Below are 16063 nucleotides of genomic sequence, written 5' to 3'. Positions count from 1 at the left end.
CCCTGAACCAACCCTTGCGCCAGCCGTCGTGTTCACCCCCCACCCGCCTGCCGGTGGCAGTGGGCCGCGACGTGATGATCAGGAGATTCGCGTCATCTTCGATCGCCGACCTGACGCGAGTCTATTATCGACTATCCGGAGGGTCGCGGATGAGGATGTGGACGGCGCGGGCGGATGCCACTGCGGCAAGCAGCACGGCGTGGCGGGGTTCGGGGACGTCGAGGAGGCGTTCGGCGCGCAGCGCGGCGAGCGGGGCGAGCCGCCGATCGGCCAACACGATGTCCACCGCCCGCCGGTCGCCGCCGCAGACCAACACCGCCAGGTCGGCCGCCTCCGGCAGCAGCAGCCGGACGGCCAGGTCGACCGCATCGCCGAGGGCCGCCTTCGCCTGGTTGTCCCGCCGCCGGGCGAAGCGCTGCTGGGACCAGCCGCCCGCGGCGGTGCGGCCCTGCACGTAGCGGCTGTCCACCTTGGAGACGATCAGCTTCTCGCCCTCGGCGACCCCGACAGCCACCGCCCCCTTGCGGGCGAGCAGCAGACCGATGCGGCGCGGAGCGCGGGCGGCGGCCACGAAACCGGGTACGTCGGCCGCGGGCGGCGCGCCAGGCGGGGTGTGCAGTTCGGCGGTGGCCCCATCCGGGGCGGTGAGCAGCAGGCCGTGCTCCCACACCGTCGTGGTGGGCGGGCCGTGTCGGTCGGCGAAGCCGTCCACCCAGCGGTCGACGCGCGCCGGTGTCACCTCCACCCAACGCCCACCACCGGCCGCCGGCCTGCTGCTCATGGCCCCGAACCTACGGCACCGGCAGCCGGCCGTCGGCCCCGGTCCACCCGGACCCCACAGGACCTAGGACAGCTACGGTCAGTGCCGACGAGCCGGCTCAGGTCAGTGCGACGAGCCGGCGCGGGTCAGTGCCGACGAGCCGGCGCGGGTCAGTGCCGACGAGCCGGCGCGGGTCAGTGCCGACGAGCCGGCGCGGGTCAGTGCCGACGAGCCGGCGCGGGTCAGTGCCGACGAGCCGGCCATGCCAGCGCCAGTGGGCCGGTCAGGCGGTCAGCAGGACGGCGACGGCCAGCGCGGCGATGATCGCGCTGGACACCAGCCCCGTGACGCGGCGACCGCGCGGACCGGTGAGGGCCCGGCCAACCACGGTGCCACCACCGGCGACCAGTAGCTGCCAGCTTGCCGAGGCGAGGAAGGCACCGGCCACGAAGGCGACGGCCACCGCCGGGCCGGTTCCGGCACCGTCGTTGCCGGCGAGCACGAGCGCGGCGAAGTAGACCATGGTGGCCGGGTTGAGCATGGTCAGCGCCAACAACCCGGCGAAGGCCCGAGCGGGGCTCTCCAGGCCGCGCCGCCGGCCGGCCGGCCCACTCACCGGGCGGGGACGCAGCGCCTGCCACGCACCCCGCACCGCCAGGGCGAGCAGCACCGCCGCCGCCACCAGCCGCAGCGGCCCGGCGATCGGGGCGACCATCCCTGCCACCGCCGCCCCACCGAGGGTCGCCACGGCGGCATAGACACCGTCGGCGGTAGCCACCCCGAGAGCAGCGGCGGCACCGACGCGGAAGGAGGTCCGTGCGCTGAGCCCCATGATCAGCACGGCGATCGCGCCGACGGGCACGGCGACACCGTAACCGGCGGCGAGGCCGGCCAGGAACGCCCCGGTCACGACGGTCGGGGCAGAACCGGGGCGGCCGGGGGCGCCGCCCACTGTCGCCCGGCGGCCACGGCCGCGGCGACAGGGGCGGGCTTCATCCGGCACGTCTCGATCACCCGCCCATCGTGGGCCCTCGCCCGCCGCCTGCCAACCGCATTTCCGCAGACCGGGCTGGATGCCGGGCCGGACCTGGCTGTAGTGGCATCGGACCTGACCGGAGGCCACTGCTTTCGTGATCGAGCGCGAGCTTGGGAAGCGGAACGGGAACGGGAACGGGTCGAGCGCGGCACCCGGGGACCGGGTGCCGCGCTCGACGGGAAAGAACGTCAGACGTTGAAGCCGAGGGAGCGGAGCTGGTCGCGCCCCTCGTCAGTGATCTTGTCGGGCCCCCACGGCGGCAGCCAGACCCAGTTGATCCGGATGTCGTTCACCAGTCCCCCGCCGGGGCCGGTGGTCAGCGCCTGCCGGGCCTGGTCCTCGATCACGTCGGTCAGCGGGCAGGCCGCCGAGGTCAGCGTCATGTCCAGGGTGGCCACGTTGTCGTCGTCGACGTGCACGCCGTACACCAGGCCGAGGTCGACAACGTTGATGCCCAGCTCGGGGTCGACGACGTCCTTCATCGCCTCCTCGACGTCGGCGACGGCGGCCTTGCCGCCGGTGGCCGACAAAGCCGCGCCCTCGGTGGTCGGCGTCGCGGCGTCGGTCGCCACGGCGCCGGTTTCCGGCGTGCCGGCGGTCTGGTCAGAACTCATGCCTTCACCTCCGGGCTCACGCCCACCCCGGCGCGTGCCGTGGCGTCCTTGAACGCCATCCACGGCAGCAACGCGCACTTGACCCGGGCGGGATAGCGCGCGACGCCCGCGAACGCCACCCCGTCACCGAGCACGTCCTCGTCCGGCGTGACCTGGCCACGGCCGGACACCAACTCGACGAACGCCTCGTGCACGGCGAACGCCTCCCCCACACCCCGGCCGCGCAGCAGCTCGTGCAGCACGCTCGCCGACGCCTGGCTGATCGAGCAGCCCATGCCGTCGTACGAGATGTCGTGCAGCACGGTGCCGTCGGTGGCGACCCGGACGGTCACCTCGTCGCCGCAGGTCGGGTTGACGTGGTGCGCCTCGGCGACCCGGTCGGCCGGGTCGTCGGCGTCGCGCAGGCCACGGCCGTGGGGGCGCTTGTAGTGGTCCAGGATGATCTCCTGGTAGAGCTGGTCGAGCTGCATCAGTCGAACACCTTCCGCACCTGCTCCAGGCCACCCACCAGGGCGTCGATCTCGCCCGTGGTGGTGTACAGGTAGAACGAGGCCCGCGTCATGGCCGGCACGCCGAACCGGGTGCAGACCGGCTTCGCGCAGTGGTGCCCGACTCGCACCTGCACCCCGAGGGAGTCGAGCACCTGCCCGACGTCGTGCGGGTGGATGTCGCCGAGCGCGAACGAGATCGTCCCGCCCCGGCCCACCGGCACCGTCGGCCCGAAGATCCGCAGGCCGGGCACGGTGGCGAGGGCGTCCAGCGCGTACGCCGTCAGCTCCTTCTCGTGCCACTGGACCGCCCGCATGTCCAGGCCGGTGAGGTAGTCCACCGCCGCGCCGAGCGCCACCGCCTCGGCGATCGGCGGGGTGCCCGCCTCGAACCGGGCCGGCGGCGCGGCGAACGTCGACCGGGCCATGGTGACCGTCTCGATCATCGAGCCGCCACCGAACACCGGGGGCATCGCCGCGAGCAGTTCGCCGCGGCCCCACAGCACCCCGATGCCGGTGGGGCCGCACATCTTGTGCCCGGTGAAGACGATGAAGTCGGCGTCGAGGTCGACCACGTCGATCGGCAGGTGCGGCACCGACTGCGAGCAGTCCAGCAGCAGCAGCGCCCCCACCTCGCGGACCCGCGCGGTGATCCGGGCGGTGGCGTTGACCGTGCCGAGGATGTTCGACATGTGCACCAGCGAGACGATCTTCGTCCGCTCGGTGACCAGGTCGTCCAGCCCGGACTCGTCGAGCCGGCCGGCGTCGGTGACCGGGAACCAGCGCAGGGTCGCGCCGGTACGCTCGGCGAGGAGCTGCCACGGGACGATGTTCGAGTGGTGCTCCATCTCGGAGATGACGATCTCGTCGCCCGGACCGAGCCGGAACCTCGGGTCACCGTCGGCGCGCAGCGACGCGTTGGAGAACGCGTACGCCACGACGTTGATCGCCTCGGTCGAGTTCTTGACGAACACCACCTCGTCCACGCTCGGCGCGTTGACGAACCGGGCGATCTTCGCCCGTGCCCCCTCGTACGCCTCGGTCGCCTCGGTGCCCAGGGTGTGCACCGAACGCGACACGTTGGCGTTGTGCATCGCGTAGTGCTCGGCGAGCACGTCGAGCACCTGACGCGGCTTGTGCGAGGTGTTAGCGCTGTCCAGGTAGACCAGCCGGTGCCCGTTGACCTCCCGGTCGAGGATCGGGAAGTCCGCGCGCACCGCCGCCACGTCGAAGCGCGGCACGTCGTCGAACTGCGGCATGCCGGCCGGGATCGTCAGAGAGGACATCGCGGTCAGGCCCGTGCCGCGCCGGCCCCGGCGACGTACCGCTCGTAGCCCTCGTCCTCGAGCTTGTCGGCCAGTTCCGGGCCGCCCTGCTCGACGATCCGGCCGGCGACGAAGACGTGCACGAAGTCGGGCTTGATGTAGCGCAGGATCCGGGTGTAGTGGGTGATCAGCAGCAGGCCGGTGTCCCCGCTGTCGCGGACCCGGTTGACGCCCTCGCTGACCACGCGCAGGGCGTCGACGTCGAGGCCGGAGTCGGTCTCGTCGAGAATCGCCACCTTCGGCTTGAGCAGCTCCAGCTGCACGATCTCGTGCCGCTTCTTCTCGCCGCCGGAGAAGCCCTCGTTGACGTTGCGCTGGGCGAAGGCCGGGTCCATCTGGAGGCGCTCCATCGCGCCCCGCAGCTCGCCGCCCCAGGTGCGCAGCTTCGGCGCCTCGCCGTCGATCGCGGTCTTGGCGGTACGCAGGAAGTTGGCCACCGACACGCCGGGGACCTCGACCGGATACTGCATGGCCAGGAAGAGACCGGCGCGGGCCCGCTCGTCGACGGACATGGCCAGCACGTCGACGCCGTCGAGGGTCACGGAACCGCCGGTGATCTCGTACTTCGGGTGGCCGGCGATGGAGTACGCCAGAGTGGACTTGCCGGAGCCGTTGGGGCCCATGATCGCGTGGGTCTCCCCCGACCGGACGGTCAGGTCGACGCCGGACAGGATCGGCTTGAGCTCACCCTCGGGCAGCTTGACCGACACCTTCAGGTCGCGGATCTCCAGGGTGCTCATTATCGGGTCACTCCATTGCTCGGCATCGGGCGGCCGTCGTCGCCCACGGAAAGGTAGATGTCGCCGTCGCGGACTTCGACGGGGTAGACGGGAACGGGTTCGGTGGCGGGCAGTCCGGTCGGCTCGCCCGTCCGCAGGTCGAAACGGGAGCCGTGCAGCCAGCACTCCAGCGTGCAACCCTCGACCTCGCCCTCGGAGAGGGCCACGGAGGCGTGCGAGCACTCGTCGTACGCGGCGTAGAACTCGCCGTCCTCGCCGTGCACCAACGCGATCGGGATGCCGTCGACGTCGGCGCTGATCACGCTGCCCTTCGGTACGTCCTCGGTCGAACAGATCCTGATCATCAGGTGCCCGCCTTCGCGAGCCTGGCCTCGATGGCGTCGCCGAGCCGCTCGCGCAGCTCCTCGACCGGGATCTTGTTGATCAGCTCGGCGAAGAAGCCACGGACCACGAGGCGGCGGGCCTCGTTCTCCGGGATGCCCCGGGCCATCAGGTAGAAAAGCTGCTCGTCGTCGAAGCGGCCGGTCGCGCTCGCGTGCCCGGCGCCGGCGATCTCGCCGGTCTCGATCTCCAGGTTCGGCACGGAGTCGGCCCGGGCACCGTCGCTGAGCAGCAGGTTCCGGTTGATCTCGTACGTGTCGGTGCCGGTCGCCTCGGCGCGGATCAGCACGTCGCCCACCCAGACGGTGTGTGCGTCGGCGCCCTGCAACGCGCCCCGGTAGCCGACGTAGCTGCGGCAGTCGGGCACGTTGTGGTCGACGAGCTGGCGGTGCTCCAGGTGCTGACCGCCGTCGGCGAAGTAGAGGCCGTACAGCTCGGCCTCGCCGCCGCGGCCCGTGTACTCCACGGAGGTGTACTGCCGGACCAGGTCGCCACCGAGGCTGACCTGGACGTGCACGACCCTGGCGTCCCGACCCAGCCGGATCCGCAGGTGCTGGGCCTGCACCGCGTCGGCGGCCCAGTCGGCCACCGTGACCAGGGTCAGCCGCGCGCCGTCGCCCACGGAAACCTCGACGTTGTCGGCGAGGGTAGCCGAGCCGACGTGCTCCAGCACCAGGGTCACCTCGGCGAAGCGCCCCACGTCGACGAAGGTGTGCCCGAACGCGAGCCCTTCGGCGTCGTCGCCGACCACCCGCAGGCGCACCGGCTCGGCCACCACCGCGTCGCGGGCGACCTCGACCAGCAGCGCCTGCCCGGCCTCGCCGTACGCCAGCGCGCTGACCCGGTCGACCGGGGTGAGCACGCTGCCCACCCGGGGGTCGTCGGAGCCGATCCGGGAGGCGCTGACGCCGGCCGGCAGGTCGCCGTACTCGTGCCGGACCATGCCGGTGGCGGCCCGTGCCCCGCCGAGGCCGACCAGGCCGCGCAGGCGCTTGAGCGGGGTGAAGCGCCACTCCTCCTCCAGGCCCGTCAGGGCCGGGAAGTCGGCGACGTCGTACGAGCGGAGCGCCTGCGACTTGGTGCTGGGCGGCGCGGAAGCCTGGGTAGTCATCTCTTCCTTGGTCTGTTCTGCGATTGGTCGGAGGGCCATTCGGGCTGGTCGCGACGCGGCGCGACGGGTCCGGGCCGCGCGAGGGCCGGTCGGGTCAGCCGACCGCGCCCTCCATCTGGAGCTCGATCAGGCGGTTGAGCTCCAGGGCGTACTCCATCGGGAGCTCCTTGGCGACCGGCTCGATGAAACCGCGGACGATCATCGCCATCGCCTCGTCCTCGCTCAGACCCCGGCTCATCAGGTAGAAGAGCTGGTCGTCACTGATCTTGGAGACGGTCGCCTCGTGCCCCATCGACACGTCGTCCTCGCGGATGTCGACGTACGGGTAGGTGTCCGACCGGGAGATGGTGTCGACCAGCAGCGCGTCGCACTTGACCGTGCTCCGGCTGCTGTGCGAGCCCTCCAGCACCTGCACCAGGCCCCGGTACGAGGTACGACCACCGCCCCGGGCGATCGACTTGGAGATGATGGTGGAGGAGGTGTGCGGCGCGGCGTGCACCATCTTGGCGCCCGCGTCCTGGTGCTGCCCCTCGCCGGCCATGGCCACCGAGAGCACCTCGCCCTTGGCGTGCTCGCCGGTCATGTAGACCGCCGGGTACTTCATGGTGACCTTGGAGCCGATGTTGCCGTCGACCCACTCCATCGTCGCGCCCTCGTGACACACGGCGCGCTTGGTGACCAGGTTGTAGACGTTGTTCGACCAGTTCTGGATGGTCGTGTACCGGCACCGGGCGTTCTTCTTGACGATGATCTCCACGACCGCGCTGTGCAGCGAGTCGGACGAGTACAACGGCGCGGTGCAGCCCTCGACGTAGTGCACGTACGCGCCCTCGTCGACGATGATCAGCGTCCGCTCGAACTGGCCCATGTTCTCGGTGTTGATCCGGAAGTACGCCTGCAGCGGGATCTCCACGTGCACGCCCTTCGGCACGTAGATGAACGAGCCACCGGACCACACGGACGTGTTCAGCGCGGCGAACTTGTTGTCGCCGACCGGGATCACCGTGCCGAAGTACTCCTTGAAGACGTCCTCGTGCTCGCGCAGCGCGGTGTCGGTGTCCAGGAAGACGACGCCCTGCTCCTCAAGGTCCTCGCGGATCTTGTGGTAGACGACCTCGGACTCGTACTGTGCGGCGACGCCGGCGACCAACCGCTGCTTCTCCGCCTCGGGGATGCCCAGCCGGTCGTAGGTGTTCTTGATGTCCTCGGGCAGGTCCTCCCAGCTGGTGGCCTGCTTCTCGGTGGACCGGACGAAGTACTTGATGTTGTCGAAGTCGATCCCGGTGAGGTCGGCGCCCCACGCCGGCATCGGCTTGCGGCCGAACAGCCGAAGGCCCTTCAGGCGCAGGTCGAGCATCCAGGCCGGCTCGTTCTTCTTCGCCGAGATGTCCCGCACCACCGCCTCGCTGAGGCCGCGCTGGGCGGCGGCCCCGGCGACGTCGGAGTCGGCCCAGCCGTACTCGTACCGACCGAGGGCGGCGAGCTGCTCTTCCTGGGTCAGGGGCTGGACGATCTGCTCGGTCATCTATCTGTCCTCACAGTGGTGACGGTTCTACCGGACTGGGCACGCCCCGGCTGGGCGGGGATGTGCGTGGTGCACACCCCGTCGCCGTGCGCGATGGTGGCCAGGCGTTGCACGTGGGTGCCGACCAGGCGAGAGATCACCGCGGTCTCGGCCTCGCACAGCTGGGGGAACTCGGCGGCCACGTGCGCCACCGGGCAGTGGTGCTGGCAGAGCTGGCCGCCGGAGGCGATCGTGGACGCGTTTGCAGCGTAGCCCTCGGCGGTGAGCGCCCCGGCGAGCGCCTCGGCCCGCGCCAGGGGATCGTCGCCGGCGTCCTCCATGGCGGCGCGGCAGCGGTCCTCCAGGGCGGCGACCTGGTCGGCGGCGAACGCCTCCACCGCCACCGAGCCGCCGTTGCGGGAGATCCAGCGCAGCGCGGCGGTGGCGATGTTGTCGTAGTGGTGGGTGCCGCAGCGGCCCCGGGCCGCGTCGGTCAGCACGAAGACCTTCGCCGGGCGGCCCCGCCCCCGGCTGCCCCGGACGGTCTGCTCGCGGGCGACCACGTCACCGTCGGCGAGCATCGCGTCGAGGTGCCGGCGGATCGCCGCCGGGCTGAGGCCGAGCGCCGAGCCGAGCTGCGCGGCGGTGGTCGCCCCGCGCTCCAGCAGCAGCTGGGTGACCCGGTCCCGGGTCGACAGGTCGGTCGCGGTGGAACCGGCCACCGGCACCGCCGCGCCGGGCACCGGCCGGGCGCCCGTGGCCACGCCGGACGCGGGCGCCCCGGCGACCGGGGCGGTCGCCGGCTGCCGCCCGGAGAGCGCCGCCATGTTTTTCACAACGCCCACGTTACGTAATTCGCCCGGGGGCCGCAAACCCGGCAGCGGTGATCCGAACCACCGCAGCGTCGGAGTCACCCGATCGTGCTCCACTACGATGCGTAGGATTCGCTCCGTGAAGCGATCCGTCCGGTTCCCGGTCTCCACCGCCCTGCTGCGCCGCCTCGCGCTCGCCTCCATCATCGCGAACGTGGCCATCGTCGTCACCGGCGGGGCGGTCAGGCTGACCGCCTCCGGCCTCGGCTGCCCCACCTGGCCCCGGTGCACCGACGCGTCGTACACGCCGACCCCGGAGATGGGCGTGCACGGGGTGATCGAGTACGGCAACCGGCTGCTCACCTTCGCCGTCGGCCTCGTCGCCCTCGCCGTGGTGGTGGGGGTACTGCTGCACGGCACCCGGCGGCGAGCCCTGCTGCCGCTCGCGGTCGCGGTGCTGTTCGGCATCCCGTTGCAGGCCGTGATCGGGGGGATCACCGTGCTGACCAACCTCAACCCGTGGGTGGTCGGGCTGCACTTCCTCGCCTCGATGGTGGTGATCGCGGTCGCGTACGCGCTCTGGCGGCGCATCGACGAGCCGGACGGCCCCGTGGTGCCCACCGTGCCGGGGCCGCTGCGCGCGCTGGCGCTGGTCACCACCATCGTCAGCGTCGCGGTGCTGGTGATCGGCACCTGGGTCACCGGCAGCGGCCCGCACGCGGGCGACCACGGCGCGGCCCGCAACGGCCTCGACCCGGAGTCGATCTCCCAGGTGCACGCCGACGGGGTGTTCCTGCTGATCGGGCTGTCGGTGGCGCTGGTCTTCGCGTTCCGAGCGGTCGGTGCCCGGCGGGCGGAGCGGGCCGCCGGAGTGCTGGTCGCCGTGGAGCTGGGGCAGGGCGTGATCGGCTTCGTGCAGTACTTCACCCACCTGCCCGTGATGCTGGTCGGCGCGCACATGCTCGGGTCGTGCCTGGTCCTGCTGGCCACCCTCGCGGCGCTGTGGTCGACCCGGGAACGCCGGCCGGTCGGGGTGGCCCCGGCAGCCCCGACGCCGGTGGCCACGCAGTCGGCCACGGTCCCCGTCCCGGTCAACGCCTGACCGCGTCGCCCACCGGGCGACGACGCCGGCTCAGCGGCAGGTGGCGACGCCGGCTCAGCTAGGGCGGCCCAGGTGGGCGACGACGGCGGCGGCGAGGCGGTCGGGGGCACCGTCGGCGTACCCGATGAACAGCGACGGCTCGGTCAGCTCCAGCTCGACCAGGACGGGCATGCCGTCCGGGCCCGGAATCAGGTCCACCCGGGCGTAGAGCAGCCGCCGCGCGCCGCCCGGGACCGCCGCGAGGACCCGCTCGGCGACGGCGAATTGGTTCGCAGTCGGCGTGCGGGGGCTGATCTCCTCGGCTTTGTACAGCCCGTCGGGGCCGAGGTCGGGGCCGACGAGTATCGGGCCCTTGCGGATCGCGTGGCTGAAGGCGAGCCCGTCCGGGCCGGCCAGGTAGAGCAGGCCGGTCTCCCCGGCGGTGTCCACCGCCGTCAGGTAGGGCTGGACCATGGCGAGCCGGCCCGCGTCCGACAGCCGGCGCAGGTGGGCCGCCGCCAGCTCGCGATGTTCCGGGTCGGCGAGGTCGTACCGGCCGGTGTCCTGGCTGCCGACGCTGACCGCCGGCTTGATCACGTACTCGCCGTGGGTGGCGGGCGGCGTCCACGGCTGCCCCGGCGGCACCCAGCCGGTGGGCACGGTGGGCACCCCGACGGCCGACAGCTCGTCGAGGTAGCGCTTGTCGGTGTTCCAGCGCACCACGTCGGCGGGGTTGACCAGCCGGGGGACGGTGGCGGCCCAGGCGACGAACTCGTCGCGGCGCAGCGCGTAGTCCCATGGCGAGCGGAGCACGACCAGGTCGTACGCGGCCCAGTCGACCGTCGGGTCGTCCCAGGCTGCGACGGTGACCGCGACCCCCCGCCCGGTCAGCGGGGCCAGCAACAGCCGGTCGTCGGCCTCCAGGTCGGGCAGTTCGGCGCACGTGACGACAGCGACCCGGGGTTCCCCCCGGGTCGACTGGCCGTGGTCGGTCAAGGTATCGGTCAACGGGCCATCGTGCGCCGGGCCATCGACCGCCAGAGGTCGTTGCTCGGACGCATCTGGTCCATCAGTTCGCGCTCCCAGGCGTTCTCGACGGTGACTCCCGCCTTGGCGCACGCCTCGCGCGCGACGACGGTGTCGTCCGCGAACTGGTCGCCCCAGGTCCCGTCGGAACCGACGAGGACGATGCGCGCACCGCGCTTGCCGACGTACTCGATGACCGCCTTCGCCCCACCGTGCCCGGCGGCGAACGACTTGATGCCCGCGACCAGGCCGTTGGGGGTCTGGTCGGCGACGGTCTGCTGAGCCGTCAGCGTCGTATCGGAACCATCTGCCATGACGCGAAGCCTAAGCAGAGTTCCATCCCGAGGTGCGAGAACCATGAACTATTTGTGATACCGATTACGCGGGGGTTTAAGGAGAGCCGCAGGTAGTTTGCCCGTTTATATGGGGACTTTGGATACCAAATCGGCTCGGCAAAGTTACACGATCGTCACAAGTTGCGCGCGCCCGAGCCAAGTCCGGAATGTCGCCCTGAATGGGTGGGTCAGACCAGTGCGTCGACGGCGACGGCCGCGAACAGGATGGTCAGGTAGACGTACGACCAGTGGAACAGCCGCATCGGCCGGACCGCCCCGCCCCGGGCCACCTGGCGGCACAGCTTGTGCGCCTCGTACACGAAGACCCCGCCCGCCAGCAGCGCGGTGACACCGTAGATCGCGCTCATCCCGAGCGGCCAGACCGCCAGCGAGGAGAGCAGGGTCAGCCAGGCGAAGCCGATGATCTCGGCGTTGACCCGGCGAGACGAGGCGACCACCGGCAGCATCGGGATGCCGGCGCGGGCGTAGTCGGCCTTGTACTTCATCGCGAGGGGGTAGAAGTGCGGCATCTGCCAGAAGAACACCACCGCGAACAGCGCCCACGCCGCCGGGGCCAGCGAGCCGGTCACCGCGGCCCAGCCGATCAGCACCGGCGCGGCCCCACACGCGCCGCCCCAGAAGGTGTTCTGCGGCGTGGTCCGCTTCAGCCAGAGCGTGTAGACCAGGTCGTAGTAGGCGATCGCGGCCAGGGTCAGCCCCGCGGCCAGCATGTTGGTGAACAGCGCCAGCAGGGTCACCGAGACCGCCGCGAGCGCCAGGCCGAAGACCAGCGCGTTGCGCGGCGACACCGTGTGCGTCGGCAGCGGGCGCCGCTTGGTGCGCCGCATGAGCTGGTCGATGTCGCGGTCGATGTAGCAGTTGAGCACGCTGGCCGCGCCGGCGGCGAGCGAGCCGCCCACCAGCACCACCGCCATGAGCCACAGCGACGGCAGCCCGCCCTCGGCGAGCATCATCGCCGGGACCGTGGTCACCAGCAGCAGCTCCACGATGCGCGGCTTGGTCAGCGCGACGTACGCCGAGACCACCGCCCGGACGTCCCGCCGGGGCACCGCGGGCGCCCCGGTCACCGTGCGCACCGGCGGCTGCCCGGCAGAGTTGCTGACGGGGCGCTCGGTGATCATGCTCACGGATTGCCACCTTCCGGCGTCGGCAGGGGGAGTCGGGGCGGTCGGACCCGTCGGGCCCACATACCGTGCCCACACACTACGCGTCGTCGTTTTGGCTGCCCGCGCGACCCGACCACGGTGCGGACCGTCACACCCCCGGTTGAACGACCCAGGCCACGTGCCGCGTAAGAAGACCATGCAGAAGATCCGGAGGCGGGGGTTTACCCGCGCTCGATAGGGTCGTCTGAGAGGGTTCCGCCCAACTGCCGAGGAGCACAACCATCGTGGCTGCCAACCGACCCGAGCAACCCGCACTCAACTGGTCCGACCTCGACCGCCGGGCCGTGGATCTCGTCCGCGTGCTGGCCATGGACGCCGTGGAGAAATCCGGTAACGGCCACCCCGGCACCGCGATGAGCCTCGCGCCCGCGGCGTACCTCCTCTTCAACCGGGTGATGCGGCACAACCCGGCCGACCCGAACTGGCCGGGCCGGGACCGGTTCGTGCTCTCCGCCGGCCACTCCAGCCTGACCCTCTACATCCAGCTCTTCCTCTCCGGCTACCCGCTGGCCCTGGACGACCTCAAGTCGCTGCGGCAGTGGGGCTCGCTCACCCCGGGCCACCCCGAGCACGGGCACACCCCGGGCGTGGAGACCACCACCGGCCCGCTCGGGCAGGGCCTGGGCAACGCCGTCGGCATGGCCATGGCGGCCCGCCGCGAGCGCGGCCTGTTCGACCCGGAGACCGAGCCCGGCGCGTCGGTCTTCGACCACGACGTGTGGTGCATCGCCTCAGACGGTGACATCGAGGAGGGCATCAGCCACGAGGCCAGCGCCCTGGCCGGGCACCAGCAGCTGGGCAACCTCTGCGTGATCTACGACGACAACGAGATCTCGATCGAGGACGACACCCGCATCGCCAAGAGCGAGGACGTCGCGGCCCGCTACGAGGCGTACGGCTGGCATGTGCAGACCGTCGACTGGCGCACCGGCGACGCCGACCAGGGCGACTACCACGAGGACGTCGAGGCCCTGCACCGGGCGCTGCTGGCGGCGAAGGCCGAAACCGGTCGCCCCTCCTTCGTCGCGCTGCGCACCATCATCGGCTGGCCCGCGCCGAACAAGAAGAACACCGGCAAGATCCACGGCTCGGCGCTGGGTGCGACCGAGGTGGCCGCCACCAAGGAGCTCCTGGGCTTCGACCCGGCGCAGAGCTTCCAGGTCGACGAGGACGTCCTCGGTCACGCCCGCCGGGTCCTGGAGCGCGGCGCGGCGACGCAGCAGGAGTGGGAGCGGGCGTACGAGGGCTGGGCGAAGGCCAACCCGGAGCGCAAGGCGCTGTGGGACCGGATGTCGCAGCGGGTCCTCCCGGAGGGCTGGACCGAGGCGCTGCCGACCTTCCCCGCCGACGCCAAGGGCGTGGCCACCCGGGCCGCGTCCGGCAAGGTGCTGGAGGCCCTCGCCCCGGTGCTGCCGGAGCTGTGGGGTGGCTCGGCCGACCTGGCCGAGAGCAACAACACCACCATGAAGGGCGAGCCGTCGTTCGTCCCGGCGGTGCACGCGACCAAGGACTTCCCGGGCCACGAGTACGGCCGCACCCTGCACTTCGGCATCCGCGAGCACGCCATGGGCGCGATCCTCAACGGCATCGCCCTGCACGGCGGGACCCGCCCGTACGGCGGCACGTTCCTGGTGTTCAGCGACTACATGCGCCCGTCGGTGCGGCTCGCCGCGCTGATGAAGCTGCCGGTGGTCTACGTCTGGACGCACGACTCGATCGGCCTCGGCGAGGACGGCCCGACCCACCAGCCGGTGGAGCACCTGACCGCGCTGCGCGCCATCCCCGGCCTGGACGTGGTCCGCCCGGCCGACGCCAACGAGACCGCCTGGGCCTGGCGGCAGGCCCTGGAGCACACCGACCGGCCGACCGCGCTGGCGCTGAGCCGGCAGGCCCTGCCGACGCTGGACCGGTCGACCCTGGCCGGTGCCGAGGGCGTCGCCAAGGGCGGCTACGTGCTGGCCGAGGCGTCCAACGGCAAGCCGCAGGTCATCATCATCGGCACCGGCTCGGAGGTGCAGCTCTGCCTCACCGCGCGGGAGCGGCTGGAGGCCGACGGCACCCCCACCCGGGTGGTGTCGATGCCCTGCCAGGAGTGGTTCTACGAGCAGAACGAGGCGTACCGGGAGTCGGTGCTGCCGCGCGGGGTAAAGGCCCGGGTGAGCGTGGAGGCGGGCATCGCGATGTCCTGGCGGGGGGTCGTCGGCGACTCCGGCGAGAGCGTCAGCATCGAGCACTACGGCGCGAGCGCCCCGCACACCGTGCTCTTCGAGCAGTTCGGCTTCAACCCCGACCGGATCGTGGCCGCCGCGCACGCGGCACTCACCCGGGTGGGCGACATCACCGGTTTCACGACCGGCAACTGAAGGGGAGCGAGGACGACATGACGGACAGGCTCAGCGAACTCACCGCCGCCGGGGTGGCGGTCTGGCTGGACGATCTCTCCCGGGTACGGCTGAGCTCCGGCGGGCTGGACCAGCTCCGCCGGGAGCAGCACGTGGTTGGGGTCACCACCAACCCGACGATCTTCGCCAAGGCGCTCGCCGACGCCGACACCTACGACTGGCAACTGCGTGACCTCGCCATCCGTGGGGTGGAGGTGGAGGAGGCGGTGCGCATGCTCACCACGTACGACGTGCGGTGGGCGTGCGACGTGATGCGCCCGTCGTACGACGGCAGCCAGGGCGTCGACGGCCGGGTCTCCATCGAGGTGGACCCGCGGCTGGCGCACGAGACGGAGAAGACGGTCGCCGAGGCCAAGGCCCTGTGGTGGCTGGTCGACCGACCGAACCTCTACATCAAGATCCCGGCCACCGAGGCGGGCCTGCCGGCGATCACCGCGACCCTGGCCGAGGGGATAAGCGTCAACGTGACGCTGATCTTCGGCCTGGACCGCTACTCGCAGGTGATGGAGGCGTTCCTCGCCGGCCTGGAGCAGGCGAAGGCCAACGGCCACGACCTGTCGAAGATCGGCTCGGTGGCGTCGTTCTTCGTCTCCCGCGTCGACAGCGAGGTCGACAAGCGGCTGGAGAAGATCGGCTCCGACGAGGCCAAGACGCTGCGCGGCAAGGCCGCAGTGGCCAACGCCCAGCTCGCGTACGAGCGCTACGGCGAGGTGTTCTCCTCCGACCGGTGGCAGGCCCTCGCCGACGCCGGGGCGCACCCGCAGCGCCCGCTGTGGGCGTCCACCTCCACGAAGAACCCGGACTACCGGGACGTCATCTACGTCGAGGAGCTGATCGCCCCCGGCACGGTCAACACGATGCCGGAGTCGGTGATCCACGCGTACGCCGACCACGGCGAGACGCGCGGGGACACCATCACCGGCGCGTACGACGCGGCACGGAGGGTCTTCGCGGACCTGGAGTCGGTCGGCGTCGACATGTCCGACGTGATCGCCGTCCTGGAGCAGGAGGGCGTGGAGAAGTTCGAGGCAAGCTGGCAGGAACTGCTCGACGGGGTGCGCAGGTCGCTCGCCGCGGCGGGCCAGGGCACCGGACGGCCCGGCCAGGCCGCCCAGGGCAACGCGGACGCGGCCCAGAAGGCGGGGGGCAACGCGTGACCGACGGTTGCGGGGAGGCCCCGGGGCACCGCCCCGGGGCGCCCCGCGCCGTCGGCCCGTCCTCCTCGGGTCGCGCCGCCGGCTGCCCGCCGTCTCGCACGGCC

Annotated in this window: 17 protein-coding genes; 3 read left to right on the top strand and 14 right to left on the bottom strand. The window is 71.8% G+C overall.

The window, feature by feature from the left end; translation table 11 throughout:
* Positions 1-124: 124 nt before the first annotated feature.
* From E1258_RS09775 to E1258_RS09730, 11 genes are all read right to left on the bottom strand, one after another.
* A complete protein-coding gene (locus tag E1258_RS09775) occupies positions 125-781 on the bottom strand; it encodes an acVLRF1 family peptidyl-tRNA hydrolase (RefSeq protein WP_132398884.1) in 657 nt (218 codons plus the stop codon).
* Between the two features lie 102 nt (positions 782-883).
* Entirely contained in the window at positions 884-1024 is a 141-nt protein-coding gene (locus E1258_RS33200) for a hypothetical protein (protein ID WP_165949704.1), read from the bottom strand.
* Positions 1025-1043: 19 nt separating this feature from the next.
* Positions 1044-1670, bottom strand: coding sequence for a LysE family transporter (locus E1258_RS09770; protein WP_132398882.1), 627 nt, complete (start codon positions 1668-1670; stop codon positions 1044-1046).
* Between the two features lie 314 nt (positions 1671-1984).
* A complete protein-coding gene (locus tag E1258_RS09765) occupies positions 1985-2410 on the bottom strand; it encodes a metal-sulfur cluster assembly factor (RefSeq protein ID WP_132398880.1) in 426 nt (141 codons plus the stop codon).
* The gene (gene sufU / locus E1258_RS09760; protein WP_132398878.1) at positions 2407-2880 is read right to left on the bottom strand and encodes a Fe-S cluster assembly sulfur transfer protein SufU; all 474 of its coding nucleotides are present in this window, start codon (positions 2878-2880) and stop codon (positions 2407-2409) included. Before sufU ends, E1258_RS09765 begins: the two co-directional genes overlap by 4 nt.
* Positions 2880-4184: a cysteine desulfurase gene (locus E1258_RS09755; RefSeq protein ID WP_132398876.1), complete on the bottom strand. Its 1305-nt coding sequence runs from the start codon at positions 4182-4184 to the stop codon at positions 2880-2882. The genes sufU and E1258_RS09755 overlap by 1 nt, the downstream gene beginning before the upstream one ends.
* 5 nt (positions 4185-4189) lie before the next feature.
* Complete coding sequence (sufC, locus tag E1258_RS09750) at positions 4190-4963, bottom strand: Fe-S cluster assembly ATPase SufC (RefSeq protein WP_132398874.1); 774 nt, start codon at positions 4961-4963, stop codon at positions 4190-4192.
* Complete coding sequence (locus tag E1258_RS09745; protein WP_132398872.1) at positions 4963-5307, bottom strand: non-heme iron oxygenase ferredoxin subunit; 345 nt, start codon at positions 5305-5307, stop codon at positions 4963-4965. The genes sufC and E1258_RS09745 overlap by 1 nt, the downstream gene beginning before the upstream one ends.
* Complete coding sequence (gene sufD, locus E1258_RS09740; RefSeq protein WP_132398870.1) at positions 5307-6455, bottom strand: Fe-S cluster assembly protein SufD; 1149 nt, start codon at positions 6453-6455, stop codon at positions 5307-5309. Before sufD ends, E1258_RS09745 begins: the two co-directional genes overlap by 1 nt.
* Before the next feature lie 94 nt (positions 6456-6549).
* Positions 6550-7980 (bottom strand): Fe-S cluster assembly protein SufB, encoded by a 1431-nt coding sequence (gene sufB / locus E1258_RS09735; protein ID WP_007072034.1) that lies wholly within the window; start codon positions 7978-7980, stop codon positions 6550-6552.
* Positions 7977-8795, bottom strand: a complete 819-nt coding sequence (locus E1258_RS09730; RefSeq protein WP_132398868.1) for a metalloregulator ArsR/SmtB family transcription factor — start codon at positions 8793-8795, stop codon at positions 7977-7979. The genes sufB and E1258_RS09730 overlap by 4 nt, the downstream gene beginning before the upstream one ends.
* Positions 8796-8892: 97 nt before the next feature.
* Between E1258_RS09730 and E1258_RS09725 the strand changes: the two genes are divergently transcribed.
* The gene (locus E1258_RS09725) at positions 8893-9873 is read left to right on the top strand and encodes a heme A synthase (protein WP_132398866.1); all 981 of its coding nucleotides are present in this window, start codon (positions 8893-8895) and stop codon (positions 9871-9873) included.
* A 54-nt stretch (positions 9874-9927) separates the two neighbouring features.
* On the opposite strand, the gene E1258_RS09720 is transcribed toward E1258_RS09725, so the two are convergent.
* The 3 genes from E1258_RS09720 to E1258_RS09710 form a co-directional block, all read right to left on the bottom strand.
* Positions 9928-10848 carry a RimK family alpha-L-glutamate ligase gene (locus tag E1258_RS09720; protein WP_132398888.1) on the bottom strand — a complete coding sequence of 307 codons (921 nt, stop codon included), beginning with the start codon at positions 10846-10848 and terminating at the stop codon, positions 9928-9930.
* Positions 10849-10856: 8 nt separating this feature from the next.
* A complete protein-coding gene (locus tag E1258_RS09715) occupies positions 10857-11192 on the bottom strand; it encodes a hypothetical protein (RefSeq protein WP_007072038.1) in 336 nt (111 codons plus the stop codon).
* A gap of 209 nt (positions 11193-11401) precedes the next feature.
* Positions 11402-12361: a heme o synthase gene (locus E1258_RS09710; protein ID WP_132398864.1), complete on the bottom strand. Its 960-nt coding sequence runs from the start codon at positions 12359-12361 to the stop codon at positions 11402-11404.
* A 263-nt stretch (positions 12362-12624) separates the two neighbouring features.
* Between E1258_RS09710 and tkt the strand changes: the two genes are divergently transcribed.
* Together tkt and tal are read left to right on the top strand one after the other, a co-directional pair.
* Positions 12625-14763, top strand: a complete 2139-nt coding sequence (tkt, locus tag E1258_RS09705; RefSeq protein ID WP_132398862.1) for a transketolase — start codon at positions 12625-12627, stop codon at positions 14761-14763.
* A gap of 17 nt (positions 14764-14780) precedes the next feature.
* Entirely contained in the window at positions 14781-15959 is a 1179-nt protein-coding gene (gene tal, locus E1258_RS09700) for a transaldolase (RefSeq protein WP_132398860.1), read from the top strand.
* Positions 15960-16063: the final 104 nt, after the last annotated feature.

This window comes from Micromonospora sp. KC207 (assembly GCF_004348615.1).
Lineage (GTDB): Bacteria > Actinomycetota > Actinomycetes > Mycobacteriales > Micromonosporaceae > Micromonospora.
The sequence above is the reverse complement of the archived record's forward strand: the minus strand, read 5'-3'. Positions and strand labels throughout refer to the sequence as shown.